Genomic DNA, 25,490 nt, shown 5'->3' with positions numbered 1-25,490 from the left:
ACGCCTATCTATGCTTACCATTCCCAAGGAAAAACTGCCGACTCACATCGCCTGCATCATGGACGGCAACGGCCGCTGGGCAAACAGCCGTCATCTGCCGCGGCAGGCAGGCCACCGGGCGGGAGCGGATACAGTGGAGCGCTGTGCGGACTTCTGCATAACCCACAATATTCCCTGGCTCACTCTTTACGCCTTTTCCTCGGAAAACTGGAACCGCCCGAAGACGGAAGTGCACGCGTTAATGCTCCTGCTGCACGAATTTCTGAAAAAACGCCTTCGCCAAATGATGGAAAAAGGCGTGCGCCTCCACGCCATAGGCGACCTTTCCCGTCTTCCCGCCCGCACCCGGAAACTGCTTCAGGACAGTCTGGAAGCCACTTCGGGAAACACCAGGCTCAATCTGGTTCTGGCCATTTCCTACGGCAGCCGTGGGGAAATCGCCGCCGCCGCCAGAAAAATAGCGGAAAAAGTCTCCCGCGGAGAACTCCATCCGGACGCCGTAACGGAAAACCTGTTCAGCGAGTATCTGGACACCGCCGGCATGCCGGAACCGGACCTGCTTATCCGCACCTCCGGAGAAATGCGCGTCTCCAACTTTCTTCTGTGGCAAATCAGCTACGCGGAAATTTACGTGACGGACACGTTATGGCCGGACTTTTGCGACCGGGACATGGAAGCCGCCCTGCTGGACTACTCCCGCAGAAAGCGCCGTTTCGGAGCGCTCTGACCCTCTTTAACCCCCATTCCTGCGAAACAGACATGAACCAATACGCTCTTATTCTGGCCGGCGGCAGCGGAACCCGTTTCTGGCCCCTCTCCCGCGACCACCGCCCCAAACAGCTCCTGAACATGTTCGGGGAAGGAACCCTCCTCCGCCAGGCCATCGACAGGCTGGACGGGCTGGTGCCACGGCAAAACATCTTTATCCTGACTAACCATCTGCAGGAAGCGGAAGTGCGCCGCCAGGCCCACGATATTCCCGTGGACAACATCATTTCCGAACCCGTGCGCCGGGACACGGCTCCCGCCATCGCCCTGGGCATCGGACTCATCAAGGCGGCGGACCCGCACGGAGTCATGCTCGTCATCCCCTCCGACCAGCTCATTCAGGACCAGGAATCCTTCCGCACCCTGATGAAAGCCGCCATGGACACGGCTGCCAGGGAAAAAGCGCTTGTCACTGTGGGGATCAAGCCTACCTGGCCCTGCCCCTCCTACGGCTACATTGAACGCGGAGAGGAAATCCACTCCGTTCCGGGCTGTTCCTGCCGTGAAGTCATTCAATTCCGAGAAAAACCGGACACGGCCACGGCCGCAGCCTACCTGAGCCGGGGCAATTTCTGCTGGAACGCCGGCATGTTCGTCTGGAGCATTCCCGCCGTGTGCGAACAGCTGGACAAGCACTGCCCGGAACTGGCCTCCTTCGTGGAACACGTTGCCGATTCTCCGGTTCCGCAGGAAACCATCCGGGAAGAATTTCCGGCGCTCACCCCCATTTCCATAGACTTCGCGCTCATGGAGCATGCGGACAGAGTGCTGAACATAGAAGCCACCTTTGACTGGGACGACGTAGGTTCCTGGATCTCCGTAGCCAACTATCTGGAAACCCACAATAAAAACACCACCAACACGGACATCACCGTGCAGAACGCCTCCGGCAATATTGTTTTCTCCCAGAAGGGAGACAAACACGTGGCCCTGCTGGGCGTGGAAAACCTGATTGTGGTGGAAACGGCGGACGCCATCCTCATTGCAGATAAAAACAAGGCGGACGAAATCAAGAAAATCGTCAACCAGCTGCCGGACGAACTCAGATGACCAGTCCGCACCCCGCTCTGGGCATCGATTACGGAGAAGCCCGCATCGGCATTGCCGCCACGGACCCCGTGGGCATCATGGCCCATCCCGTAGAAACCATCCACAGGCATCAGACGGACGGAATTTCCCGCATTGTCCAACTCGTCCAGGAACGGGGAATACGTACTCTGGTGCTGGGTCTTCCCGTCCGCATGGACGGCACGGAAGGAACAGCCGCGGCCAAGGTGCGCGCTTTCGGCAGGGAACTGGCCGCAGCCCTTCCCGGCATTCCCCTGATCTTCATGGATGAATGCCTCACCACCGTCATTGCCCAGGAAAAACTGCACGCCGCCGGCAAAAAGGCAAAAAATTTCCGCCCCATCATCGACCAGGTAGCCGCTGTGGAAATACTCAACACCTGGCTTGATTCCACGCTGGGCTGAAGCCAAACGGCGCGCACGCTCCGTCCTTCCCGGCTCTACGCTCCTGCGGAACTCCCTACTTCCCGTTTCCTGAGCAAAACCGTTCCCCCCGGCAAAAAAACGCCGCCAGCCAACGCCCCCCAACCACGGAACGCTGAAAACATCTTTCCAGCATTCCGCAGTACGGGAAAGCGCAAAAGCCCCCTTTCCGCGCATCAGGCGCAATCCATGCTCAGCACCACCTTGCCGCTGCGGAACTCCTCCTGGGCCTTCTCCACAGCTTTCCGCACATCGCTCAGCGGATAAACGGTGTCCACGGCCTGCTTCAACCTGCCGTCCGCCATCAGGCGCGCCAGCTTGTCATAGGCGGCCTCAATCTCTGAAACAGGGGCATTCTTAAGCCACTGAGTCACCCACAGCCCTTCCAGTTTAATACCTTTGAAAATCAGAAAACCGTTCGGCACCTTGATGCTCTTCCGGCTCATGGCCCCGTACGTCACCATGCTCCCGCCGGGAGCCAGCATATCCATCAGGCGCAGGGCGCTTTCTCCGCCCACGGCGTTGGAAGCCAGCACAGGCCTCTTTCCATCCAGACGGGCCAGCGTATTCTTTACCACATCCCCGTCATCCTCTCCCACCACCAGATCGGCGCCCAGCGCAGTCAGTTCATCCCTCAGTTCATCCGGCCTTCTCACAAAATTCACTGTCTTCACGCCCATTTCACGGGCCAGTTGAATAATGCACCTTCCCACTCCGGAATTGGCGGCATTCTGCACCAGCCAATCCCCCGGCTCCAGGGAAACGAACCCTTCCAGCATGCGCAGGGCGGTCAGGGGATTCACCTTCAGCATGGCCGCCTGGACGGGATCCACCTTCACCGGAAGTTTCATCACATTCACGGAGGGAACCGCCACATACTCGCTCCAGGAACCCACGCCGCGCAGGAGAATCACTTCATCTCCTTCACGGAATCCCTCTGCGCGAGACTCCTGCACCACGCCACAGCCTTCCAGGCCGGCGCGGGAGTGCGGCAGTACGGGCTTCAGACCATAAACTCCCTGTACAAAATTGATGTCCGCCGGATTGATCGGGGCAGCCTTCATCCGGACCAGAACTTCTCCCTCCTCCGGAACAGGAATGGAGCCGGAAACGTATTCCAGCACCTCCTGGGGCTTCATGCTGCATTCGGAAAACTCTGCATAATGATTCTCACTCATGCTTTCACTTTCTCATGGAACGCCCCTCCGTGCAAGCGCCGGATACGTTTTACCCGGAAGCAGTCAGCCATAATACCATTGCCATGGGAAAACCCCAGGGCGTAATCTTTACCGCGTCCCGCACTTTTCCTGCGGTGAAAGGACTTCATCCGACCCGGCTATCCGGTCTGCCCCTGTTCCCACAGCGGAGCGGGAAAAATACGGAAAAACGCCTCATTCCCCTTTTTATCCGCGATGCCGTTTATCTTCCCGGCTCAGCCCCTCCCCGCTTTCAGCTCAGCCGCCTTTGCAGCCCCTCTTCATCATGGGAGAAAAAACCGGAGTTCACGCAAGAAGAGGCATACTTCCGCACAGTCCGGGATAAATTCCAGGGCTTTCGTCCGGTTGTTCTTGACCTTAGGCAAAAATACGCTAGATTCTCTCTCTCGCATTAACAAATAACTTCGATTGCCATGTCCCGAATTTGCATCATCAGAGGTACCATGCCTCACAAAGGTCGTCGTATCCATCGCTCCGGTCTTGCCAAGAAAAAGGGCGGTATTGGTCGTCACGTCACTAAGACTGTCAATCGTACCGTTTTCCCCAACCTTCAGGAGAAGCGCATCTGGGTTCCTGAACTCGGTCAATTCGTGAAAATGAAGATTTCCGCCAAGGCCCTGCGTACGATCAACAAGAACGGTGCTTACAACACTCTTAAAAAGGTAGGTCTCCTGTAAAAAAGATTCTTTTTTTTGAACGTTGTTTCACCACTTGAACTCTAAGGCTTCAACGAGGTGAGCAACTGGCAGAAAAAGATGTCCAAAAAGACAAGGGATCATCTGCTTAAGTGAGGCGCCTCCAAGTTGAAGGTTTTATTGAAACATTAATATGCCAACGGACGTAAACAATACGTCCTCTACTGGAAAAGATCACACAGATGAAAGCCCAAACCAAAATCGCTCTTAGAATTAATGATGACAACCCCAACCACCACCTGTGGAACAACAGGGGGGTGTGGTGGTGCCACGTCACGGTTCACAAGCCGGACTCCACGGCGGAACGCCTGAGATTCTCGCTGAAAACCCGTGACATTGAAAAAGCCCGCGCCCGCCGCGACAAGATTTTCGCCTCCATTCAACAGCATTTCGGCATCGCCGCCTAGAAAAGCTGTCGGGAGAGATTAAGGCAAGTCAACATCAATCTCTTTTGATAAGAACCGTTCCGGGTCTGCCGGAGCGGTTCTTTATTATTACAACTAATAAAGGCTCTCTTTCCGGGAAGAACCTGCCGGAATTGATGTACAAGATTCGGTTACAGGGGGCATTCGCAACTTCATTCTGCATCCCCCTTGAAATCCGGTAATCTGCCGCAGGTATTGCAGAAAAGCGGTTTTGTAAAGAAGGCTCGTTTCTTCTGGATGCCGGTTTCCCCCCTCCTGCCACAGACGTTCAGGAGCGGCCTGTTCCCGCCGCCCCTGAACAAATACAAAACCTCCTGCCTCCCTCCCGTCACTTCTTTTTGCTGAACCGGAACATGGACGCTCCATGCCCGTTCAATTCCACCGCCATTTCCCCCTGCACGGTTCCCTGGTCAGCGCGTTTCCAGAGATCCCTTGCCTCATACGCGCCGGAAAGCCCCAATTCCTTCAGATTCACCTTCAAAATTCCTTTCTCCTTTCCGGTATTGAAAAAACCGGCCGCCACGGAACCGTCGGACAACTCCTTCGTCCACACCTGGAAATTCCCCTGGCTCCACGCTTTACGGGCGGGGCGGGCGGCCGGATCCTGATCCACCGCTATCACCTCGTCATTGGTAAGCAGCCCCATCGTGAACGAATCAATATGCTCCAAATCGCAGGAGACAATGAGCGGAGCGGACAGCAGGCACCACAGGGTCACATGGGTGTACTGTTCATCCGGAGTCAGCCGCGTCTGGACAAATGTGGTGTTGGGCTGGTTGGGCTGGCCCAGTTTTCCGATCTGGAGAATGTCCGGGTCATTCCAATGTCCCGGGCGCATATGCTTCTGCCAGCGTTCCTGGGAAAAACCGATGCTGCTGACGCTGCCCCAGTGGTCCTGGATATCCCCCGTCGTCCGCCATAAATTCGCCAGCTTGCCCAGCTCTTCCGCATGTTCGTACGGAGCGGCATTGGACAGGCTGAGCACGATATCCCTTCCGGACTCGTCCAGCGCCTTGCGGATGCACTTTGTCGTAGGCACATCATTGGGGTTCCAATCCACCTTCACATAATCGAACCCCCAATCCGCCCATTGTTTAGCGTCACGGTCAAACAGCCAGACGGCTCCCACATGATCCGCCTTTCTGCGATGAACGCCCGGATACCTCCCAAAAATCTGATCCTCCTGCTTGCGCTCCTTTTCCGGAATGGCCATTTCCCCGTAGTCCGACTTGGCGTTGGGCGCGCTCCCTCCGATAAAACCGGCATACGTTCCCATCCAGGGCGTGGAATAGATGCCCGCTTTCATGCCCATGGCGTGAATAGCGTCGCACATGGCCTTCATGTCAGGGAAACGCTTATTGGGTTGAATGGCTCCATACTTCCCTCCGCGTCTGCCCTGCCAGCAGTCGTCAATATTGATATAGGTCCAGCCATGATTGACCAGTCCCCGTTCCGCAAAAAGCCGGGCCGTCTTCAGCACATGTTCCTGCCCTACAGCCTCACTGAAGGAATACCAGCTGCTCCAGCCCATGGGCGGAGTCAGGCACAATTCGTTCCCCACCTTCAGAATCAGCTCTTTCACGTCCTTCCCATGCCTGTTGGAAGCCTGAATATTTACCTTGTATTCCCTCTTCCCGGCCGGGACGGTACCCGCAATCAATCCGCGCGAATCCATCTTCAGGCCCGGGGGAAGCCCTGCTGCCTGAATCTTCATGGGCCGCTCCCCGGAAACGGGAATCTGGAACAGCATGCGGGAGCCGGGGGCGGCCCCGACGATACGGGCGCCATTAATGGAGGGAGAAAGGGGAGTTTCAGGAGTCAGGCGGACGCCGGAAGCGGGCGCAGGATAGGGATTGGGGAACTCTGCCCCAAAGGAGGCGGATACGGCGGCGCCGACAACGGCAGGAAGTAAAAAACGGCACAATCTCATAAACGGGGTTATTAAGGTGTACCTTAAAAACGTCGTTGCTTTGCCATTCCTTTCATTGGCCCCATTCATCCCTCTTTCCGCAAGCCGTCCCGTTTCCGCGTTTCCTCCGTAGAACATGGCGGACTTTGAAAAAAAGCCGGAACGGACACTCCCGGCAATCCGCCCGTCAGGGAACGGAAATGATCCTCACGCATCACACACCCTGCCGTCGCCAGGGAATCCGCCAGCGCGGCGGAAGACGCCCGGACGCTCACCTGCCTCCCTTCCGTAACGCCCAGCCCCGACCGGGGATCAAGCACGTGGGAATACGCTTTCCCGCCAATCTTCACCATCTGACGGGCGCTCCCGGAGGTGGAAACGGCCGCATGGCTCAACAGCAACACTTCCCCCTGCCCATTTCCCGTATCCACCAGCAGCCGCCATCCCGGCTCCCCGGGAGGAGAAGCGCCAGCCAGAACATCGCTGGTGCTGTCCATGAAAAAAGAACATACTCCCCTTGTTGTCAACAGCTCCGCCATCCGGTCCAAGGCAAAGCCCTTGCCCATGCCTCCCAAATCCAGCCTCATTCCAGGAACCGCCTTGACCGCCATTCCCTGACGGACGGACAACTTTTCCCATCCGCATGCCCGGAGCGCGCATTCCCGTTCCTCGCTGGACGGAAGAATGCCAAGGCGGCGGCTCTTTTTCCACAGACGGATGCAGGGCCCCAGCGTGGGATCAAAAGCGCCGTTCGTCAGCCGGGCATAATCCAGGGCCAGAAGAAGCACCCTTTCCAATTCCGGAGAAACAGGTACGGAAATGCCGTATTCCGCAGCATTAAGCCGGGCCAGACCGCTTTCCGCATCCATGGCGGACATCACTTTTTCCCAATGGACGGCACAGGCCAGAGCCTCCCTGCAAATCTTCTCCGCCTCTTCCGCGTCCATGCCGCTCCCGGGATAAGCGCGCACCGTGAATACCGTACCCATAACCGCCCCCCGAACCGTTACCCTCCCATCCGGGGCATGCGCGCAGGAAAGCGGCTCCACAGAAGGAAGCTCCATGCCCCCTTCCTGTCCCCGGACGGCGCCGGCAGCAGACAGCAGACAGGCGCAACATGCAGGAAAAACGGCCTGCCGGAAAAAGGAACTCATGCGCACCCGCGGGGACATAAGCAACAACCTACTCCGTACAAATGAACGGGGGCAAGGGCCGAATATGCCATAGGATGCGTCCCTTGACTGGAATTCCATCACTTGAAAACGGCATCCGCGCTTTCCCGGAACCAAGCCGTAAGCAAGGCAAAGGGACTTTTTACAGGAGTTCCCCTCCCGGCGGGAAAATACAATGCCGCGGCCATCAATCCACCCGGGAAGAAATGCACAGGCCGCGGCGCAGGACACCGCGGCCTGGACAATCTGTCCGGAAACGCCCTTCTATCTGGCAAACAGGCTATGAATGCGGCGGCAGACTTCCTCCACGTTTTCCCGTGAATTAAACGCGGAAATGCGGAAGAAACCTTCCCCCTGGAACCGAAACCGGAACCGGGCGTAATAACCACATTCGCCTCATGCAGCATCTTGTCAAACATTTGCCAGCTGTCCAGACCGTCCGGACACTGTACCCATACATAAGGGGCGTTTTCCCCGCCCCACACGCGCATGCCCGCCTGGCGGCAGGCATTCAGCAGAAGCGAAGCATTCCCCAGGTAATGGCTGATGAGCGCGGCGGTCTGGGCCATGCCCTCCATGGTGAACAGAGCCGCGGCGCCCCGCTGGACAATATAGGAAGCGCCGTTGAATTTCGTGCTGGTGCGGCGGCTCCAGAGCCGGCTGATAGAAACTTTGTTCCCTTCGGAATCATGTCCGTGCAATTCCCTGGGAATCACCACGTAGCCGCAGCGCACCCCTGTAAAGCCCCCTTGCTTGGAGAAGGAACGGAACTCAATGGCGCAATCCCGCGCGCCGGAAATTTCAAAAATGGATCTGGGTATGGAAGAATCCTGTATGAAAGCCTCATAAGCGGAATCATAAAGAATAATGGCATGGTTAGCCCGGGCGTATTCCACCCATTTCAGCAGTTCATTCCGGGAAGCTACAGCCCCGGTGGGATTGTTCGGGAAGCACAGGTAAATCAAATCCACATGCTCATCCGGCAATTGCGGCACAAAATTATTTTCCGGAGTGCACGGCAGATACACCAGCCCTTCATAAGAACCATCCGGGCTGGAACTCCCGGTATTCCCGGCCATGACATTGGTATCTACATATACGGGATAAACCGGGTCCGGCACGGCGATTTTGTTGCCGGGCCCGAAAATATCCAGAATGTTTCCCGTGTCGCATTTGGCTCCGTCAGACACGTAAATCTCGTCCACCTCCACATGCACGCCGTGAACCTGATAGGCTTTTTTGGCGATCGCCTCCCTCAGCCAGAAATACCCCTGCTCCGGACCGTAGCCGTGAAAACGTTCATGAGTGGACAAATCATCCACGGCCAGGTGCATGGCTTCAATAGCCGCCATGGGAAGCGGCTCCGTCACATCGCCGATGCCGCAGCGAATCAGCCTTTTGGCCGCCTCCGGATGGGATTCGGCAAACGCATGTACGCGGCGCCCTATTTCCGGGAACAAATATCCCGCCTGCAACTTGAGGAAGTTATCGTTAATGTTAGGCATGGTTTTAGTAGTAAGCACTTTTATTCCATACCCGGAACGGGACGGAATCAAGGCCCCTTTCCGGCATGCCGTCCTTCCCTGCGTCACGAAACGGCGCGTCTTTCCCTGATGCTGTTTCCGCCGTGCCAAAGCGGCTGCTCCTGTCCCTCTGCATTTCATGCTCCTCATCAAACGTCTTGTCTTCCCTGATTTCCCTGAGTTTCTTTCCGGGCAAGATTCCCAAAAACGGGCAGACAGATGCCCGGCAAGAAAAAACCTTCACTCTGCGGGGCATCATGGTCCTGAAGACGCCGGCAAGCTTCATCCCCCGTTCTGCGCCAGTCCTGCTTTTGAAACCGGAACTTCCAGGGACATGACAGACTTCTCCGGAACGGAAAAACCCGTTTCCCTGTCTAAAAAGAACAAGAAAAAATCTTATGATCATGAATGAAATGGAAATCATCGACGTCCGCGGCCGTGAAATTATCGACTCCCGGGGCAATCCCACCGTGGAAGTGGACGTAGCCCTGGCCGGCGGAGCTATCGGACGCGCATCCGTCCCCAGCGGAGCCTCCACCGGAGAGCATGAAGCCTGGGAACTCCGGGACGGGGACGCCAGGCGCTACGGAGGCAAGGGCGTCCTCAAAGCAGTGGAAAACATCAATAAAATCATTGCCCCGGAAATATCAGGGCACGATGCCACCCTTCAGCCGGCCATTGACAAAATCATGATCGACCTGGACGGCACGCCCAATAAATCCCGCCTGGGGGCCAATGCCATCCTGGGCGTCTCCCTGGCCGTGGCGAAAGCCGCCGCCATTCAGCTCAACCTTCCCCTTTTCAAATACCTGGGCGGACCGAACGCCAAAGTTTTGCCCGTTCCCATGATGAACATCATCAACGGAGGGGCCCATTCGGACTCCCCCATCGACTTTCAGGAATTCATGATCATGCCCAAGGGGGCTCCCACTTTCCGGGAATCCCTGCGCTACGGAGCGGAAGTTTTCCATGCGCTCAAGGAGGTGCTGCATGACCGCGGCCTTTCTACTGCCGTGGGGGATGAAGGGGGATTCGCCCCGGCCCTGAAATCCGCGGACGACGCCCTGGAATGCATTGCACAGGCCGTAAAACGGGCGGGGTATGCCTTGGGCACGGATATCTTCATTGCCCTGGACGTGGCTTCCTCCGAGTTCTACGATCCCTCCCGGAACCTGTACGTCTTCAAAAAATCGGACGGCATGGGCAGAACGGCGGAGGAACTGACGGCCTACTATCAGGAACTCCAGAAAAAATACCCCATCATTTCCATTGAGGACGGCTGTGCGGAAAACGACTGGCAGGGCTGGGAACAGCTTACTAAAGCCATGGGCGGCAACACCCAGCTGGTAGGGGACGACCTGTTCGTGACGAATGTGGAATTCCTGAATCAGGGCATTTCCCGCCATGTGGCGAACGCCGTTCTGGTGAAAGTCAACCAGATAGGTTCCCTGACGGAAACGCTGGATACGGTGGAACTGGCCAAGGACAATAAATACTCCGCCATCATCTCCCACCGCTCCGGGGAAACGGAAGACGCCACTATTGCGGATATTGCCGTAGCGACGAACGCGGGGCAAATCAAAACCGGCTCCCTAAGCCGCTCCGACCGTATGGCTAAGTACAATCAATTGCTTAGAATTGAGGAAGAATTAGGGGATGACGCAATTTATGGTGGCAAAATTCATATTCTATGATCAAAAATGTGTCGTTTGACTGCAAGGAATGCTCTGGAGACGCCGCTACTACCACCGTTTTACCTTGGCGGAGCTTGAAATCCGCCGGGAGAAACGTGCCCTGATCGTCCAGAGAGCCCTGCGCCTCTTTGCCATTGTCCTGGCGCTGTGCCTGACGATGTTGCTTTCCCTGGTGTGTTTCAAGCCATGGAAAGATCTGCGCTCCCTGGAGCATGAACGTTCCTTCCTTCAGGCTCATCTGGAAAAATCCAGGGAGCAGATGGAACAGGCAAAAAACGAATTCATCTGGATCTCACAGGATCCACACTACTTTGAAATGATTGCCCGGGATAAAGGCAACCTGGCTCTTCCCGGGGAGCACATTCTCCGCATTGCGGAACCCAAGCGACTGAAATAAAGCGTTTTTCAGCAGAAAAAACTTGTGCGCGGTTCCTGTTTCTCTCCCGCCGTGGTTGGTTCCCAAACGCTGGTATGCAAGGCGGAATACGGGACAAAGCCAGTGCGGCCTTATTCAGGCTGCCTGTCCGGTTCTGTCTTGTCATGCTCCCTCATCAATTTGGCGGACCAGCTGATGCTGTCAGGGAAACGGCATGCAGGCGTCGTCGTCAGGTATGTTCCCAGCTTTTTGGCGAAAGAATCCGCATCCTGATGCCTGGAAAAATACAAATCCTTCTGCTCCTGGGGATCATCCGCCACATTGTAAAACTGCGGAGCGCGGTCCGGCGCCAGCAGGTACTTCATATCCCCGTCCAGCACAGCGGACGTATAATCCGTGCACCAGAAAAAGGTGCGCGGAACGGGAGCGCCCCTGTTCCCCACCAGCTCCAGAATATCCATGCCGTCCAGCTTTCCGGGAATTTGACGGCCATTCGCCTTCAACAGAGCGGGAAGCAAATCAACGGAAGAAACGGGCTGCCGGCAAACGCTTCCGGGGACCAGACGCTTGTCCGCCGGATATCTGATAATAAAAGGCACGCGAATGCCTCCCTCAAAATGCTGCCTCTTGGCCCCCCGAAACGGCGCATTGCAGGCGGGAGCCTCCGGAGCGCCTCCATTGTCCGACAGAAAGACGACGATGGTATCCTTTTCCAAACCGTCCGCCTTCAAGGCATCCAGAATGCGGCCTATTCCCCTGTCCATCGCATACACCATGGCGCAATAAACCCGGCGTTTCCCATCCTGCACATTCTTGAATCTGGCAATATCCTCCGGCTTGGCTTCATTGGGCCAATGGGGGGCATTGTAAGAAACGAACATGAAAAACGGTTTCTTATCCTTTCCGGCTTCCTGAAGAAACTCAACCGCCCGGTCTGTAATATCGTCCGTCAAGTAGGTGATGTCCGTCTTATCCGTAAAATTGGATACAATCACGGAGGGATTCAGGCCTTCAGCCTCCTTCTTCACGGGGAAATAATGCCGGGAACCGCCCAGGAACCCCCACCAATGCGTAAAACCGCGTTCCGGCGGCGTGTATCCCTTCGTATGGCCAAGATGCCACTTGCCGAACACCGCGCTCCGGTATCCGCAGGGGGTCAAATACTCCGGAATCAATTTCTCCGTCTGCGGCAGCCCGTAGTGGGACTCCGGAAGATAATCCATCTGGATATTGGGATTCGTCGTGATGCCGTAACGCTTGGGGAAACGCCCCGTCAGCAATCCCATGCGGGAGGGGGAACACATCGGCGCCGTCACATACGCCCGGGAGCAGAACACGCCCTCCTTGGCCAGCCGGTCAAGGGAGGGCGTTTTAATCTGCCTGGAACCCGTACAGCCCAAATCCCCATAACCCAGGTCATCCGCCAGAATGACAATCATGTTCGGGGGTGTGGAAAAGCGGGGCTGCGCAACTGCTGTTCCGCAAAACAAACCGCACAGAATCAACAAAAGGCGTACCCTCTTCATCATACGTCCATCTACGTGTCTTAGCCGCCCTATCAATCAAAAAAACATTCCCGCTTTTTATCCGGCAGACAAGCGTCTGGTTCCCGGAAGCGTTTGCCGGAAGGCCCGTTGGCAAGAAAAACGCCGGGAAATAAAAAGGAACAGCCCCGCTTCCGCAGCGTCATCCTCCTTGCCGGCAATTCAGGAAATGAATGATCCGCCTATGCTGACGGTGTCAAATTCCACAATCTTCACAATAATATTCTCCGCTTCATCCGCCTCCCGCTTTCTGATGGCTGCGAGAAGGTCGTCATGCAGCTTCATGGCGCCGGCGTCATATTGCTTCTCCTGAAGCAGCCTTTCCAGATTCTCCTGCACATGGCGGATAACCACGTTGTACAATTCCGAGAGCACCGGATTATGCGTGGCGCGGGCCACGGCGGCATGAAACAGCATGTCATCTTCAATGCCCGGCCTTACCCTGCCGTGGCAGTCCTGCAGGGCATTTTCCAGCTCCTTCAAATCTTCATCCGTCCTTTTAACGGCGGCCAGCCGCGCAATTTCCTTTTCCAAAGCCAGCCGGGCCTCCAGAATCTGGGGCAGATCGGATTCCTTGAGGCGATTGCTCACCGCGACGGCAAAGCGGTCTGACGCCATCACATATGTGCCGTCCCCGGGGCGCGCCTCCAGCATCCCCATGTGAATCAGGGATTGAAGGGCTTCACGGATGGTGTTGTGGCTGACGGAAAAGGCGCGTGCCAGTTCCGCTTCCGCGGGAATGCGGTCTCCAACCTTCCATTTGCCGGACCGTATCATGGATTCCATGGCGGTGAGCACCTGGCGGGCCAGGGACACGCGCACCGGTTTCTTCAGCTCCATTGTCTTGGACTGCTTCATGAAAAATTAGCGGATAACGGTCCAGAGACGCCCTTTTTCCGTCTTGATTAACTGGATATCCAGCTCAAAAGCGTCTTTCAGGTTTTCTTCCGTCAGCACCTCGTCCCGGCTTCCATACGCTACGATCTCCCCGGATTTTAAAATCATGCCGCGGTCAAATACAGGGAGGATATCTTCAATGCGCTGGGTAATGAACACGATGGTCAGGTCAGGTCTCGTTTCAGCCAGTTCTTCAATGGTTTTCAGCAAAAATTCCCGCCCTGCCAAATCCAGGTAAACGCTGGGTTCGTCCAGAATCATCAGTTCCGGGTTCGTCATCAGAGCCCGGGCAATCAGCACTTTCACCTGTTCCCCGGAAGACATGGCCGCCACCGGCCTGTCCATCAAATGCTCCGCTTTCAGGGATTTCATGATTCCCGCCGCTTTTTCCTCCTCTTCCGGCGTCGGCGCTCTCAGGAGGCCGATCGTGCCGTCCGGGCCGGAAAGCACCATGTCGCGCCCGTTCCAGGAGCCATCCTCCAGCCATTTGTGCATGAACGGGCTCACCCACGCAATGGACTTGCGCAGCTCCAGCAGGTTCACGTGCCCGAAGGTCTTGCCCAGAACCTGCACCCTGGCCCCGAAGAACGGCCACGCAAACCCCATCAGCACCTTGACCAGCGTTGTCTTTCCAGCGCCGTTGGCCCCCAGAATAAAACAACGTTCTCCACGCTGCACCTGCCAGGAAATATTGTGCAGGATTTCGTGCCCGCCCAGGTATACCCTGGCGTTTTCCACATTGACGGCCGGCGATGCGTGCTCCATAAACTGAACAAATGACGGATTTCCGGGAAAAGCCCGGGAATATCCGTGCCGTTCCGCCGGAATGCGGCGGAACGGCACGCGTTCCAGGTAAAAGAAACCTTAGTTCCTTTCAAACAGGCTACGGATCTTGGCGCCCACGATTTCCACCGGGTGCTGGCCCAGGGCTTCGCGCTTGGCCTTGAGGTTGGGAGCGCCCTTGGCTGCTTCTTCCAGCCAGTCCTTGGCGAACTTGCCGGATTCAATGCGCTTGAGGGATTCCTTCATGCGTTCCTTCACCTCTGCGGGCAGGATCTGCGGGCCGTTGTAATATTCGCCGAATTCGGCCGTGTTGGAAATCACGGAGTTCATCTTCTGAATACCGCCGTTGTAAATCAGGTCCACAATGAGCTTGGCTTCATGCACGCATTCAAAATAGGCCATTTCCGGCGGGTAGCCGGCTTCCGTCAGGGTTTCAAAGCCGTACTTCATCAGGTCCACCAGACCTCCGCACAGGACGTTCTGTTCACCGAACAGGTCTTCATACGTTTCCTGGGCCATGGTGCATTCCAGCACGCCGCCGCGGGTCAGGCCTTCAGCCTTGGCCATGGCGAGAGCCACCTCACGGGCCTTGCCGGAGGGGTTCTGATGCACGGCAATCAGGCCGGGGCAGCCGAACCCTTCTTCAAATACGCGGCGCACTTCCGTGCCCGGCCCCTTGGGGGCCACCATGATTACATCCACATCCGCAGGGGGGACGATGGTATTGAAAACATACGCAAAGCCATGGGAGCAGCAAAGCGTCTTGCCGGCCTTCAGGTAGGGCTTGATTTCAGCTTCATACACGGCGCCGTGGCTTTCATCCGGCAGCAGAATGTGAATGATGTTCGCTTTTTCGGCGGCTTCCGCGACGCTCATCACCTGGAATCCGTCCTGGGCGGCGGCGTCAAAAGACTTGCCGGGGCGAACGCCAATAATCACGTTCACACCGGAATCACGCATGCAAAGTGCCTGGGCGCGGCCCTGGGCGCCATACCCGATCACGGCAACGGTCTTGCCGTTCAATGCGCTGAGATCAGCGGCGTTGTCATGAATAATATCCATTGTTACTCCTTCTTTAAGTAATTCATCCAAACATCCAATGTTTGGATGAATGCAACATACATCACTTCATGCTGATTGCAAGCACATTCCCGCGGACGCCGGAATATTTCCACGGAACAGCGGGCGTCCGCCCGCACGCAGCCCCCCTTCCCCGAAACGGCAGAAACCGGAATCCAGCGCTCCTTGCCCGGCGCTCCATAAAAGAAAACCGTCCCGCACCAATCCCCTCTCCGGGGAAAAACATCGTACCCGCAAACCCTTTCTATTCATTCCGGGATGAACGCTCAATCCACGCAAAATAAATTTTCTTTCCGCATTCTCTGGCCGCCATGAATCAAAAAAAAGTCCTGCCCTGATCCGGAAAATATCCGGCGCATGGTTCGCATCCGGCCCTCCGGGCGATCAACGGCAAAAACTGTTTGATTAAAAAAATAAATGAATATATTTCCTTTTGAATCTATGAATCTCTGCTCTCTTTTCGCAAAAAGCCTGCTCTTCCTTGCAGGGTCGGCCCTGATATCTCTGGGAGAAGATTTTACCCTCCAGACATCCGGAACAATCTTTCTGCCCGGCGTTTCCGCTGACTCCGGATGGGTCAGCGTAAAAAAACACAACATTACGGATTATAAATACGACGACTCCGCCATGTGCAGCGCCGCCAGCGCGGCCAGCGTCATGGCATGGTGGCGCAATACCAAAGAGGGAGCCGCAATGACCGGGGATGAAATGTACGAAATGTACGACAAAATGTGTTCCTACACCAACTGGACAACGACGACAGCTCGGAGCACATGGACTTCCTACTGCCGGGACGTTTATAAAACGGAATGCAAATTAATCGCTGATTATACAGCCTGCAACAAATTTTCCTATTCCACGGATTTCATACCAGTCAACACCTGTCCATGGGTGGCTCCGGGGCTGGGAGCCTACATGTCCATCTCGGAAGCTCTGCTGTACGGGATAAAGAACGGTTATGGCATGTCTCTCATGCTCAATAATCAGACAGGAGGTCATTCCGTCGCCCTTTGGGGTGCGGACTACACCAACTATGGAGGGGAATTCAACGTGACTTCCCTTTATTTTACAGACTCTGACAGCCCGGGAGGACTGAACAATGGTTCTGTTACAGCCCGCTACGAGGAAGGACAGGGAGGAGGAAGCTCCTCTACCAATTATTACATGAAGTTGAACGGAAGCGAGTGGAGGATTTTTGGGGTAGAATTTCTTTACCACACGCAGGACAATGTCCCGGAACCAGCTTCTTCCCTCCTCTTCATGGCAGGAATGACGGTGCTTTGCTGGCGGCGGCGCTGCTAACCCGCCATCCAGGCGAAGAGACCTGATAATTCTACGCCCAGTTACCGCACCGGGAACGCAGGGGAACCGGAATAAATCAACCGGGAAGTGTCATATCCCAGTTCCTCCGCGCAATGGAGCATCGGTTGAAGCTCATCCTCCTTCAACTGCGGCTTGCGGGCAAGTAGCCACAGATAATTCAGGGAACCGCCGGAAACCACGGCGCGGGTGTAATCTCCATCCAGAAAAGCCACTTCATACCGGCCGTACACCAACGGCACAAAGTACACTTTCAAATGATTGGGGGCATCCCCCTCCACCGCCCGCGCACGGGCCTCCTTCCGCTCCCCGGTTCGAACGTCATAACCGCTGTTAATCACGGTAATGGAACCGTCCTCCCTGCGGTCGTACCGGGCAGAAACCTTGCTGAGGCCGCGCTCGAACCAGTTTTCCAGGCGGGCGATTTCGTGCCACTCCCCCAGATAACGTTCCAGATTGAAATCCGGCATGGGTTCGGTTTTGACGGAATGGCCGTGAAACAGGGATGCGACAATGGTCTGTATCATGCTCATGAGCTGACGGAAAATGCTTTGTTAAAAAAGGTGAGGATATCCGGATATTGAAATTGAAACCCTTCCCTCATCAGCGTCTCCGGAAGGGCGCACCGGCCGCCGGTAATCACCTGGGAAGCTTCTCCCATCAACAGCCGCAGCACGGCGTCAGGAATATGGATGGACAGACGGGTGTGGAAGTGTTCTGCGGCGGCCCTGTAGAATTCCCGGTTGGAGGTGCGCTCCGGGGCCGTTATATTGACCGGGCCGGAAATGCCCTCCCTGCCCATAATGAAAACCAGGGCATCCACCAAATCTTCCAGAGCCACCCAGGAAAAAAGATGATCCGGATTTCCTGCGGCGGCCATAACGCCGAACCGGGCCGGACGCATCATTTCGGGGAGCGCGCCGCCATCCGGAGAAAGAACCACGCCAAAGCGGGTAAGAACCAGCCGTACGGAACCGTTCACCAGCCCGGCCTCCTTTTCCCAGGCTACGCACAATTCCGCCAGAAAGGAATCAGCCTCCGGAGCGTCCTGTTCCCCATGACAGCAGCTGGACGGCCCGTAATACCCGACAGCAGAGGCGGAAATCATCACTTCCGGCGGTTCATGTAGCCTGTTGACCGCTTCCACCAGCTTGCGGGTGGTCATGACGCGGCTTTCCACCAGTTCCTTTTTATAAGCGTCCGTCCAGCGTCGATTGATGGGAGCTCCGGCCAGATTGATGACGGCATGGCACCCAACCAGGGCTTGCGTCAGGCAATCCACGCCATCCTGAGTAAACAGGTAGTGTTGCAGGGGAGCCACCCGATGCCCGAACATCTTGAGGCGCTTGACCAAATGGCTCCCTATAAACCCGCCGGATCCTGTAATGGCTACATTCATCATCTTAACCCAGATGGAGACCCGCCTCCGGAGCGGCGCTCCGGCTACCTCGCCGGAATGCCCCTCACGAAACAGGCAACCTTTGCCGGATAAGACATTTCTTCCACTCCCCTGTGTTCAGAAGAGGACATACTTTGCCGCCTGCCCTCTTTCGGAAAGCATTTCCCGGCCTCACGGGAAAAGATAACTTGATTTTCATCAACCTCTTCTTATGTTGAAGGCCGTCACAACCGCTACCCTGTCATGAATAAATCTCCCAAAACCGCCTTCTCCCTGCTTATTCCCGCCGTCATCTTCATCGCTGTGGGCACCGCTATCTTCGCCTTCCAGAATTTCAGCAACAAGCGCGTATTGTCCGGCTTTGCCGGCTATGTTTATTCCAAACCCATTTTCGGACAGAACAGGTTTGAAGGCATCCTGATCGGGCCGTCCTCCACGGGATGGGCGTGGAGAAAGGAAGTCAGCAAAGTTTCCATCACTCCGGATACCACGGTGGAGGAATTCGACGCCCGCAATGGAGGAGCTATCCTGGGCAAGGACAAGCTCCCCATCTCCTGCAAGGCCTCTCTTGTTTACCGTCTGGATCCGTCCCGGGTGAAGGAATTCATGGAAGACTACGGAGGCATCGCCCAAAGCTCCGGCCGCAATGACGATGAAGTGGCGGACGAGATCATGCTCTTTGCCTACAAAAATTTCATTCAGCAGCCTTTCCGCACAGCCGTGCGGGCGGAATTAAGCCAGTACAATGCCCTGGACGCCTCCGGCAGCCTGCAAAAAATCTCCGACAACGTTTACACGCAGTTAAGCAAGCGGCTGGACGGCACCCCCTTTATTGTGGACTCCGTAGCCGTGGGAGAAACAAATCCCCCGCAGGCCATCATTGAATCCGTCGTCAGGAAAGTTCAGACGACTCAGGAAAACGAACGCAAGGAAACGGAACTGCAAATCGCCCGGAAAGATATCGCCATCCAGCGCGCACGCGGGGAGGCGGAAGGCGCCATGAAAATGGAAATAGCGCGCCAGGAAGCAAACGCCAATCTGGCCCGGGGGGAAGCGGAGGCCAAAGTCATTGTCATGCGGGGCAAAGCTCAGGCGGAAGCCGCCCTGGAAGCGGCCCGGGCGGAAGCGGAAGGACTGGCGCTGAAGGAAAAGGCCATGGGACCGAACATGCTCCGCGCCAAGGCTTTTGAAAACATGCTGAACAATGCGAAAGTCTACCTTCCCTCCGGAAAAGATGCGGAAGGAAATATGTCTGTGCTGGGCATCCTGAACCTGGACAAGGAACCCGCCAAATAAACGCAGCCTGTTCCCGGCGCTGCCGGAAAGGCGGCGGCATCACGAATCCGCGGATTCGGAAACGGAAAAACCGCCTCCCTCTCCGGGACATATGACTTGAAGCAACATTGATATAAGAAAAATGCCCCTTCTGGCAAGCCTCCCGCCAGGCCACGGGAAAAAACCGGAACAACGTTCCCGAACGGAGGTTCTCATCAATACGCCGGGGAAGTAAATCACTCCCGCCGCCAGGAACACGTCCCATACAAAATCCTCCCTTTGTTTCAGGTATAAAATGCCTCCACAATCCGGGCGATGCGCTCCATATCCTGCGGCCCGCAGCGCTGGTCCACGGGGAGCGGCAGAAGATGCAGAGCCAGTTTCCGTTCCAGGCTGCCGGCGGGAGCCTGTTCCAACACCTCCGGCCACAGGAGCGGAATCAGGATACGTTGATCAATCAGCACGTTCCTCAGCTCGGGGAAAGCCGTCCAAAACGGATAATAACACGGAGCGGACAAGGAATCCGGCTCCACGGAAAGGCGGTTCAAATGGCCCAGCCTTTCATGAAGAAACAGGAAATGATTCATCCGGAGCAGCCGCGCCTGTTCATAATCAATGCCGCTCATCAGTCGCTCCGTCAGCCGGGAAATCCTTCGCAGCGGGGTATTCTGCAAGCGCCGTTCGTTCCGTTCGCAGGCGGAGGAAGCCCTTTCCTGCCCATGCTCCAGGCATTCCAGCAAAAAAGCGGCATCCGGCAGGGATTCGTCCCGTTCCTCCGGTTCCGGCAAGGGCCGCTCCGCATCCATCACGGCAATCCCCCCATCCGGAAGACCGGAAAACTTGCGCGGACTGTACAGGGAGGCCACTCCGGAACGGGCCGGAGAATACAGGGCCAGCGCATTGTCCACAATCAGGCTGCTTCCATACCGGAAAGCCAGATGATCCACGCACTTCTCTTTGATTCCAAAGTAATTTGTGTACAAAAGGTATTCCCCCTTCTCCAATTCCGGCAGCTCTTCCGGTTCCAGGCGTTCGTCAATGCGGTAAGGAATCACGGGAATGCCAAGCCGTTCCACCGTTTCCACCACCGTCCGGCACGTATACAGGGGCACGCGGACACAGCGCACGTCCCCCAGGCGGCGCAGGATACATTCCAAAGCGCGTCTGCCGGAATTCACGGCTACACTCCTGCCGGGATGCCATTGCGGAAAATTGCCGTACTCCGGCAATTCCAGCCCGAAAAAACCGCCTATGCCCATCCTCCTTTCCATACACCATGCCATACTACATCTCCCCTTTAAAGAAAAGCGCCATCTGGCACGGAATCCTCTTCCGCAACAATCTGTCTGAAAAATGCAAAAAATGAACATTATTCATGCAGGGCGCGGCGTCCGCGCGCTTCCCCGAAGAGGGAAGTGACGTTCTTCATCGCGTCGTGCATGCAGTAGAGATGCTCTTTCACTTGCGTCCCGTTCGCCTCCCAGCGCGTCATGGCCAGGACGCGCGTGGCCTGAGGTTCCGAGGGGTCCCAGAGGTAGCTGCGCACAAGCTTCGGCGTTTCCCCGGTCAAGTCGCACTCCGCCACCTGCAGGTAGTCCCGGTAGAGGTAGCGCGCGTGGAAGCCCGTTGTCCCTCCGACCGTCACTTTTTTCTCAAACCTCCTGCCCATGGAGTCGTAGGCGCATTCCACGGTTGTCCCGCCGTCCTCGCTTTCAAATTTCACGGGCCGGTTTTCGGCGTTGTAGGTGACTGTCCAGATGCCGGTGGAAGTTTTCACCAGCGTCTGGTTGCCGTCGGCGTCGTATTGGGGAACGAATGCCGCCGCGCCATTTCCGGCAATGCCCGCGTACCGGTTGAGTTCATCGGTTTCATAGTCCGTCGTGTTGCCGAATTCGAAGGCTTCCTTCCGGTTGCCGATGTTGTCGTACTGATAGTTATCAGATCTTCTACAACACCTGAGTCAATTTTTATTTATACATTTTAATTGATTTTCGATTTTTGTCCGAAAAGAGTTTCAGTAACCCTGGAACTGCTTCCAGCAAAGTCCCATATGACAATTTTTTTATCCTCTGTTCGCTGCATATTGCTTGGACCAAAATTGGAATACCTTCCCCAGCCAGCCACAACATCGTCAGGCGAGTCCAGTTTCCTCATTTTTTCAATTAGGGACACTTCATGTCTGTTGCATTGATATTTTATAATATTTTTTGGATCGCGCTTATAGATTTTACTTGTCTTTCTATCAACATAAATCACAAGGTCTTCTATCACAAATATAGAGGAATTGCTAAAAAAAGCAATATCATCAAAGCAGATAATGAATGATTTTCGAGATGGCGTCTTAATGTCTGGCCAGGCGCTAAAGAAAATATGAAATTGAAAAAAAGATTCGCATATGTCAGCGAATTTTTCACATTTCAAAATATTTAAATCAACAGGACAGAATTGATATTTCCTATTGTTATATGTTATAATATAGGGCTTATAAACCTTATCTTGAAAATCAATTTCCTGCGCGCTGGAAACACAACACAAGGCTGCATATGCCAACAAACATGCCAATTTTGTCGATCTGAGCAAGAAATCCGTATAGAAAGTTGTTTTTTTCATTGTTACCATTAGTATTTCATTATGATTTTATAATACCTTATAAGTATCCCACAGTTTATACAACTTGCAGAATAATTACATTGTTAATTGCGTACACTTCTAAGTCTCTTAGGAATCCTTTTAACTAATAATCTTATTATCTAATATTTCTCACATTAATTTGGTTCAATGATTTTTAATAAAAACCATTTCACAAAGGGGTTCCAGAACAATTATATATAATCCCGTTTAACATTAAAAGAAAAAACTAGCTACGTATGTTAATATAAAAAATACAATAATCCATTTAACAATCATCTTGATGTCACGTACAATAAAAAAATTAGTACACTGATTACGTTGTAATTTATCAATCGGACATTTTTCGATGAGTAGCAAAAGAGCATCATTGATCTGTCTGATAGAATCAAACCATTTAGTTTTAAAATGTATATTGCATTTACTACTAATAATCCATACATCAAATATTTGATATTTTTCCAATTTTTTAAATACTTGTGGATTGATAGCTTTGCCTACTTTATAGGCATCGAAACATGAAGCGTTAATGATGATTCTATCTATATCTCTATATAAAATCTCCTTTTTTTGCCACCATAATTTTTTGATTATTCTATCATTGCGTAGTAATAATTGATAGCTACTTAATTTAATAGCTAAGTAAACTCCTATAAAAAAAATTACTGCTAGAACAGGTAATTGACCATTATTAATATTCTCTGGATTACAGAATTTCCATAAAAATAAACCCAATATAATTCCGCAAGATACTGTTGCCAGAACGAAAGCTTTACGAGGTTTTAAATAAATATTAATTATTTTTTGAGATGACATTTTAGTGTATCGGAATTATAATTATTGCTTCCTGTCTTTCTCCAAGGGTATAAGATTGTTTATTTATGTCAATAGAAATACAACGATGGTAGAATGTTGTATGAAAATATAATTGAAAAAAGTGATGGATTTGACCTACCAGCCTCTAGCGGTATATGTGGTTGTGACATCAATGGTAAATTCGAACTGCCAGAATAAATTCTACTAGATTCCAAGGTTCCGTTGCTTAATATCGTGCTAGGTAAGGACAAGGTAATTCCTGGCAAAGAATTATAAAATTCTGATCCACTATACTTCGTAATGACTCTCAGGCGAATTCTTCTGATAGTGCTATTTTTTAATTTAGTTAGTGCTGTTTTACCTACAGCAGACCAAGAATTTCTTCTACTATTTAATCTAGAGATTTTAACAAGTTTTACTATAGGCGTACTAATAGCCCCTATAGTAGGTAGTTTCAGTAAAAGCAACATGATTGGAAGTTCGTTGTCCTTCCAATCCCTACTTTTTTGAAACTTTTGATCATATACTTATTAAAAAAATAACCACACAGAGGATAACAGCCTCTGTGTGGTTGTAATTCGTAAAAAATTATTTCATTTCAAGATCAATTAATAACAATTACAGTTTCTATAGAAACTAATGAAAATGCTATAATCATGAAAACAATAGAAAGAATGCAAACTATAATATTTGCCCAAGTTCTACATTTATTTATTATATAAAAAACACTTATAAAAAAACACAATATATTTAAAATCAATGATAAAATCAACATCATCCATGATATCCAGTCATACCATGCATCTGAATCCAATGACACTGGAAATATCAAAGTAAAAATTATAAATATTATAACTAGAAAATAACCTGATGTTGTTAAAATTAACGGCTTCATTTTTTGATTTTTTAACTAATTCGTCATATTTTTTCAATACTCTTAATGCACATGACTTCATCGCTGTATTCGCTGCTCCACTGGATGGGCTGGGTGACGTCCCCTTCGGCGGTGACTTCTCCGTGAGGTGTGTAGGTGTAGACCGTCCGCAGGTAACCGGCTTTCCCGAAGATTTCCGTGACGTTCCTGGTCAGATCCCACCCGTAGGCGTACCAGGTGCCGTCTTTGTGGATGGCCAGCGGGCGCGTAGCCTCAGGCTGCGCCGGGTCCCAGAACAGGAACCACCGGAAGACTCCGCTGACGGCATCTATGGCGGCTATTTGCAGGTAGCCACGATACATGTTGCTCAACGTCCCATTGACGCTCTCTTTGCGGGTGTACCGCCTGCCCATGTAGTCGTAGGTGCATTCCACCACGGTATTGGCGCTTTCATTGACGAAGCGCACCGGGCGGTTTTCCGCGTTGTAGGCGACTTGCCAGATTCCTGTAGATATCTTGATAGCTGGCACCCAAACACAAATAGGCCTGCAATTAAATAACTGCAGGCCTATTGAAAATTATTAAATCATATTAGCAAAAAACTGCGTATCAATATCTTTACTTTTCAAATAAGCACTGTTTAAATGTACCAATTAAAACTGCTGTTTTCTTTAGACGGTCATATTTATACAACATGTAATCCTTGCCATCTTCTTCATTATTGCTTAGATGGATTATATATAAATTTAATTTTTCATCTAGCATGAATAATCTTTTCCCAAATTCACCATCTCCGTTTATGAATAAATATAATATTTTTTCTTCCTGATCTACCCAAAATTTACCTTGCTCAATTCTTTTTTGAAATGATTCTCTATTTTCTTCGTAGAAAAGATTTGGAGGCAATTCCATAATCTCTTTTAATATCAATTTTTTATCTTTGATATTAGAATTAGATATAGAAATAAAAGATATAATGAAAATTAACAAAAATTTCATATTGCTGATTATTTGAGACACTTAGATTCAGATGAGACAATTTACTAACTTTAATTCGCGCCTTGATATTAGCTCTCTTCCGGTAAACATTGCTACAGCAACTTTATTCGGCATTGTACGACATTTCCTGATATCGATAGAAGTTTTTACTAGCTTCAGGTTGTCGTCGGCATACATTTTTCGAGTTTCTAATCCCATATCATGGCAAGCCCACCAGTCGGGGGCATCCCTATAGTCGCGCATGTCTAGGGGTATGCCGTAACGCTGGAAGAGGGGAAAATGCTCTTTTGGATTCTTTTCGTATTTTCAGCATACTCCGTCCATTCCGCTGAAGTCAAGCCGTGTTCGTCAACGATGACCGTTTTTGTTTCCAGAACTCCGGAGAGTTCGGACAGGAGCTGCTCCGTATGGAGACGAGCGGCTCCCCTCAGCATGTGCAGAGCAGTAAATTGGAACGGAGACAGGTGTTAAAATGAATATCTAAAAATACACAACTATTTTTCAACATTACATTTAATTAATTACTTTTCACGAACACGTTCAACAACAAGAAAATCCCCACGTAGAGTTCTTACAACTTTAGCACGAAAAATATAACCATTTTTC

The 25,490-nt window shown here is 52.9% G+C and carries 25 protein-coding genes and 1 pseudogene; 9 read left to right on the top strand and 17 right to left on the bottom strand.

Annotated elements, in window-relative coordinates; translation table 11 throughout:
- The first annotated feature begins 10 nt into the window (after window positions 1-10).
- Genes O4G22_RS06040 through ruvX form a run of 3 tightly spaced genes read left to right on the top strand, consistent with a single transcriptional unit; the run spans window position 11 to window position 2,240 of the window.
- Window positions 11-727: an isoprenyl transferase gene (locus O4G22_RS06040; protein ID WP_094135908.1), complete on the top strand. Its 717-nt coding sequence runs from the start codon at window positions 11-13 to the stop codon at window positions 725-727.
- 32 nt (window positions 728-759) lie between these two features.
- Window positions 760-1,818 carry a mannose-1-phosphate guanylyltransferase gene (locus O4G22_RS06035; RefSeq protein ID WP_094135907.1) on the top strand — a complete coding sequence of 353 codons (1,059 nt, stop codon included), beginning with the start codon at window positions 760-762 and terminating at the stop codon, window positions 1,816-1,818.
- Window positions 1,815-2,240, top strand: coding sequence for a Holliday junction resolvase RuvX (ruvX, locus tag O4G22_RS06030; RefSeq protein ID WP_306701264.1), 426 nt, complete (start codon window positions 1,815-1,817; stop codon window positions 2,238-2,240). Before O4G22_RS06035 ends, ruvX begins: the two co-directional genes overlap by 4 nt.
- Window positions 2,241-2,434: 194 nt before the next feature.
- Here the strand turns inward: ruvX and O4G22_RS06025 are convergent, their stop codons facing one another.
- The gene (locus O4G22_RS06025) at window positions 2,435-3,436 is read right to left on the bottom strand and encodes an MDR family NADPH-dependent oxidoreductase (RefSeq protein ID WP_306701263.1); all 1,002 of its coding nucleotides are present in this window, start codon (window positions 3,434-3,436) and stop codon (window positions 2,435-2,437) included.
- Window positions 3,437-3,888: 452 nt separating this feature from the next.
- Here O4G22_RS06025 and rpmB point away from each other — a divergent pair, with 452 nt between their 5' ends.
- Window positions 3,889-4,152 carry a 50S ribosomal protein L28 gene (gene rpmB / locus O4G22_RS06020; protein ID WP_012420229.1) on the top strand — a complete coding sequence of 88 codons (264 nt, stop codon included), beginning with the start codon at window positions 3,889-3,891 and terminating at the stop codon, window positions 4,150-4,152.
- Between the two features lie 200 nt (window positions 4,153-4,352).
- Window positions 4,353-4,577: a hypothetical protein gene (locus tag O4G22_RS06015; protein WP_012420228.1), complete on the top strand. Its 225-nt coding sequence runs from the start codon at window positions 4,353-4,355 to the stop codon at window positions 4,575-4,577.
- A gap of 346 nt (window positions 4,578-4,923) precedes the next feature.
- Here O4G22_RS06015 and O4G22_RS06010 read toward each other — a convergent pair whose 3' ends face one another.
- The 3 genes and pseudogenes from O4G22_RS06010 to O4G22_RS06000 form a co-directional block, all read right to left on the bottom strand.
- Window positions 4,924-6,525: a glycoside hydrolase family 27 protein gene (locus O4G22_RS06010; protein WP_306702418.1), complete on the bottom strand. Its 1,602-nt coding sequence runs from the start codon at window positions 6,523-6,525 to the stop codon at window positions 4,924-4,926.
- Between the two features lie 65 nt (window positions 6,526-6,590).
- Window positions 6,591-7,658, bottom strand: coding sequence for an FAD:protein FMN transferase (locus tag O4G22_RS06005; protein ID WP_306702417.1), 1,068 nt, complete (start codon window positions 7,656-7,658; stop codon window positions 6,591-6,593).
- Between the two features lie 282 nt (window positions 7,659-7,940).
- Window positions 7,941-9,181, bottom strand: a pseudogene (locus tag O4G22_RS06000) (LL-diaminopimelate aminotransferase).
- Window positions 9,182-9,612: 431 nt separating this feature from the next.
- Here O4G22_RS06000 and eno point away from each other — a divergent pair.
- Window positions 9,613-10,893, top strand: a complete 1,281-nt coding sequence (eno, locus tag O4G22_RS05995; protein WP_297405537.1) for a phosphopyruvate hydratase — start codon at window positions 9,613-9,615, stop codon at window positions 10,891-10,893.
- 28 nt (window positions 10,894-10,921) lie between these two features.
- The gene (locus O4G22_RS05990) at window positions 10,922-11,290 is read left to right on the top strand and encodes an FtsB family cell division protein (protein ID WP_022197005.1); all 369 of its coding nucleotides are present in this window, start codon (window positions 10,922-10,924) and stop codon (window positions 11,288-11,290) included.
- A 110-nt stretch (window positions 11,291-11,400) separates the two neighbouring features.
- On the opposite strand, the gene O4G22_RS05985 is transcribed toward O4G22_RS05990, so the two are convergent.
- The 4 genes from O4G22_RS05985 to ilvC all read right to left on the bottom strand — a co-directional run bounded on the left by O4G22_RS05985 (window position 11,401) and on the right by ilvC (window position 15,555).
- Window positions 11,401-12,708 (bottom strand): sulfatase-like hydrolase/transferase, encoded by a 1,308-nt coding sequence (locus tag O4G22_RS05985; protein ID WP_306702416.1) that lies wholly within the window; start codon window positions 12,706-12,708, stop codon window positions 11,401-11,403.
- Between the two features lie 267 nt (window positions 12,709-12,975).
- Window positions 12,976-13,671: a FadR/GntR family transcriptional regulator gene (locus tag O4G22_RS05980; RefSeq protein ID WP_290488953.1), complete on the bottom strand. Its 696-nt coding sequence runs from the start codon at window positions 13,669-13,671 to the stop codon at window positions 12,976-12,978.
- A 6-nt stretch (window positions 13,672-13,677) separates the two neighbouring features.
- The gene (locus tag O4G22_RS05975) at window positions 13,678-14,475 is read right to left on the bottom strand and encodes an ABC transporter ATP-binding protein (RefSeq protein ID WP_306702415.1); all 798 of its coding nucleotides are present in this window, start codon (window positions 14,473-14,475) and stop codon (window positions 13,678-13,680) included.
- Between the two features lie 99 nt (window positions 14,476-14,574).
- Window positions 14,575-15,555 carry a ketol-acid reductoisomerase gene (gene ilvC, locus O4G22_RS05970; protein ID WP_345784514.1) on the bottom strand — a complete coding sequence of 327 codons (981 nt, stop codon included), beginning with the start codon at window positions 15,553-15,555 and terminating at the stop codon, window positions 14,575-14,577.
- Window positions 15,556-16,014: 459 nt separating this feature from the next.
- On the opposite strand from ilvC, the gene O4G22_RS05965 reads away from it, so the two are divergent.
- The gene (locus O4G22_RS05965; protein WP_290488958.1) at window positions 16,015-16,875 is read left to right on the top strand and encodes a PEP-CTERM sorting domain-containing protein; all 861 of its coding nucleotides are present in this window, start codon (window positions 16,015-16,017) and stop codon (window positions 16,873-16,875) included.
- 41 nt (window positions 16,876-16,916) lie between these two features.
- Here O4G22_RS05965 and O4G22_RS05960 read toward each other — a convergent pair whose 3' ends face one another.
- Complete coding sequence (locus O4G22_RS05960; protein ID WP_290488960.1) at window positions 16,917-17,426, bottom strand: lipocalin family protein; 510 nt, start codon at window positions 17,424-17,426, stop codon at window positions 16,917-16,919.
- Complete coding sequence (locus O4G22_RS05955; RefSeq protein WP_306702413.1) at window positions 17,423-18,295, bottom strand: TIGR01777 family oxidoreductase; 873 nt, start codon at window positions 18,293-18,295, stop codon at window positions 17,423-17,425. The genes O4G22_RS05960 and O4G22_RS05955 overlap by 4 nt, the downstream gene beginning before the upstream one ends.
- Before the next feature lie 240 nt (window positions 18,296-18,535).
- Here O4G22_RS05955 and O4G22_RS05950 point away from each other — a divergent pair, with 240 nt between their 5' ends.
- On the top strand, window positions 18,536-19,588 hold the full coding sequence (locus tag O4G22_RS05950) for an SPFH domain-containing protein (RefSeq protein WP_306702412.1): 1,053 nt from the start codon (window positions 18,536-18,538) through the stop codon (window positions 19,586-19,588).
- A gap of 263 nt (window positions 19,589-19,851) precedes the next feature.
- Here O4G22_RS05950 and O4G22_RS05945 read toward each other — a convergent pair whose 3' ends face one another.
- The 7 genes from O4G22_RS05945 to O4G22_RS05915 all read right to left on the bottom strand — a co-directional run bounded on the left by O4G22_RS05945 (window position 19,852) and on the right by O4G22_RS05915 (window position 25,318).
- The gene (locus O4G22_RS05945) at window positions 19,852-20,850 is read right to left on the bottom strand and encodes a hypothetical protein (RefSeq protein ID WP_306702411.1); all 999 of its coding nucleotides are present in this window, start codon (window positions 20,848-20,850) and stop codon (window positions 19,852-19,854) included.
- A gap of 86 nt (window positions 20,851-20,936) precedes the next feature.
- Entirely contained in the window at window positions 20,937-21,344 is a 408-nt protein-coding gene (locus tag O4G22_RS05940; RefSeq protein ID WP_306702410.1) for a hypothetical protein, read from the bottom strand.
- Window positions 21,345-21,547: 203 nt separating this feature from the next.
- The gene (locus O4G22_RS05935) at window positions 21,548-22,177 is read right to left on the bottom strand and encodes a hypothetical protein (RefSeq protein WP_306702409.1); all 630 of its coding nucleotides are present in this window, start codon (window positions 22,175-22,177) and stop codon (window positions 21,548-21,550) included.
- 234 nt (window positions 22,178-22,411) lie between these two features.
- A complete protein-coding gene (locus O4G22_RS05930; protein ID WP_306702408.1) occupies window positions 22,412-23,011 on the bottom strand; it encodes a hypothetical protein in 600 nt (199 codons plus the stop codon).
- A 918-nt stretch (window positions 23,012-23,929) separates the two neighbouring features.
- Window positions 23,930-24,415 carry a hypothetical protein gene (locus O4G22_RS05925; RefSeq protein ID WP_306702407.1) on the bottom strand — a complete coding sequence of 162 codons (486 nt, stop codon included), beginning with the start codon at window positions 24,413-24,415 and terminating at the stop codon, window positions 23,930-23,932.
- Between the two features lie 88 nt (window positions 24,416-24,503).
- Window positions 24,504-24,884 (bottom strand): hypothetical protein, encoded by a 381-nt coding sequence (locus O4G22_RS05920; RefSeq protein WP_306702406.1) that lies wholly within the window; start codon window positions 24,882-24,884, stop codon window positions 24,504-24,506.
- Window positions 24,885-25,129: 245 nt separating this feature from the next.
- On the bottom strand, window positions 25,130-25,318 hold the full coding sequence (locus O4G22_RS05915; RefSeq protein WP_297668309.1) for a hypothetical protein: 189 nt from the start codon (window positions 25,316-25,318) through the stop codon (window positions 25,130-25,132).
- Window positions 25,319-25,490: the final 172 nt, after the last annotated feature.

This window comes from Akkermansia muciniphila (assembly GCF_030848305.1).
Lineage (GTDB): Bacteria > Verrucomicrobiota > Verrucomicrobiia > Verrucomicrobiales > Akkermansiaceae > Akkermansia > Akkermansia muciniphila_A.
Note: the sequence above shows the minus strand (reverse complement) of the source record. Positions and strands in the feature narration are given on the sequence as shown.

Bases quoted from the DNA above. Each gene is read 5' to 3' on its own strand.
- eno (WP_297405537.1), top strand. From the start codon at position 9,613: ATGGAAATCATCGACGTCCGCGGCCGTGAAATTATCGACTCCCGGGGC.
- O4G22_RS05985 (WP_306702416.1), bottom strand. From the start codon at position 12,708: ATGATTGTCATTCTGGCGGATGACCTGGGTTATGGGGATTTGGGCTGT.
- O4G22_RS05990 (WP_022197005.1), top strand. From the start codon at position 10,922: ATGCTCTGGAGACGCCGCTACTACCACCGTTTTACCTTGGCGGAGCTT.
- O4G22_RS05945 (WP_306702411.1), bottom strand. From the start codon at position 20,850: ATGGCATGGTGTATGGAAAGGAGGATGGGCATAGGCGGTTTTTTCGGG.
- O4G22_RS05955 (WP_306702413.1), bottom strand. From the start codon at position 18,295: ATGATGAATGTAGCCATTACAGGATCCGGCGGGTTTATAGGGAGCCAT.
- O4G22_RS05920 (WP_306702406.1), bottom strand. From the start codon at position 24,884: ATGAAATTTTTGTTAATTTTCATTATATCTTTTATTTCTATATCTAAT.
- ruvX (WP_306701264.1), top strand. From the start codon at position 1,815: ATGACCAGTCCGCACCCCGCTCTGGGCATCGATTACGGAGAAGCCCGC.
- ilvC (WP_345784514.1), bottom strand. From the start codon at position 15,555: ATGGATATTATTCATGACAACGCCGCTGATCTCAGCGCATTGAACGGC.
- O4G22_RS05965 (WP_290488958.1), top strand. From the start codon at position 16,015: ATGAATCTCTGCTCTCTTTTCGCAAAAAGCCTGCTCTTCCTTGCAGGG.
- O4G22_RS05950 (WP_306702412.1), top strand. From the start codon at position 18,536: ATGAATAAATCTCCCAAAACCGCCTTCTCCCTGCTTATTCCCGCCGTC.
- O4G22_RS06010 (WP_306702418.1), bottom strand. From the start codon at position 6,525: ATGAGATTGTGCCGTTTTTTACTTCCTGCCGTTGTCGGCGCCGCCGTA.
- O4G22_RS05930 (WP_306702408.1), bottom strand. From the start codon at position 23,011: ATGTCATCTCAAAAAATAATTAATATTTATTTAAAACCTCGTAAAGCT.
- O4G22_RS06005 (WP_306702417.1), bottom strand. From the start codon at position 7,658: ATGAGTTCCTTTTTCCGGCAGGCCGTTTTTCCTGCATGTTGCGCCTGT.
- O4G22_RS06035 (WP_094135907.1), top strand. From the start codon at position 760: ATGAACCAATACGCTCTTATTCTGGCCGGCGGCAGCGGAACCCGTTTC.
- O4G22_RS05975 (WP_306702415.1), bottom strand. From the start codon at position 14,475: ATGGAGCACGCATCGCCGGCCGTCAATGTGGAAAACGCCAGGGTATAC.
- O4G22_RS06040 (WP_094135908.1), top strand. From the start codon at position 11: ATGCTTACCATTCCCAAGGAAAAACTGCCGACTCACATCGCCTGCATC.
- rpmB (WP_012420229.1), top strand. From the start codon at position 3,889: ATGTCCCGAATTTGCATCATCAGAGGTACCATGCCTCACAAAGGTCGT.
- O4G22_RS05915 (WP_297668309.1), bottom strand. From the start codon at position 25,318: ATGCTGAGGGGAGCCGCTCGTCTCCATACGGAGCAGCTCCTGTCCGAA.
- O4G22_RS05935 (WP_306702409.1), bottom strand. From the start codon at position 22,177: ATGAAAAAAACAACTTTCTATACGGATTTCTTGCTCAGATCGACAAAA.
- O4G22_RS05980 (WP_290488953.1), bottom strand. From the start codon at position 13,671: ATGAAGCAGTCCAAGACAATGGAGCTGAAGAAACCGGTGCGCGTGTCC.
- O4G22_RS05960 (WP_290488960.1), bottom strand. From the start codon at position 17,426: ATGAGCATGATACAGACCATTGTCGCATCCCTGTTTCACGGCCATTCC.
- O4G22_RS06025 (WP_306701263.1), bottom strand. From the start codon at position 3,436: ATGAGTGAGAATCATTATGCAGAGTTTTCCGAATGCAGCATGAAGCCC.
- O4G22_RS06015 (WP_012420228.1), top strand. From the start codon at position 4,353: ATGAAAGCCCAAACCAAAATCGCTCTTAGAATTAATGATGACAACCCC.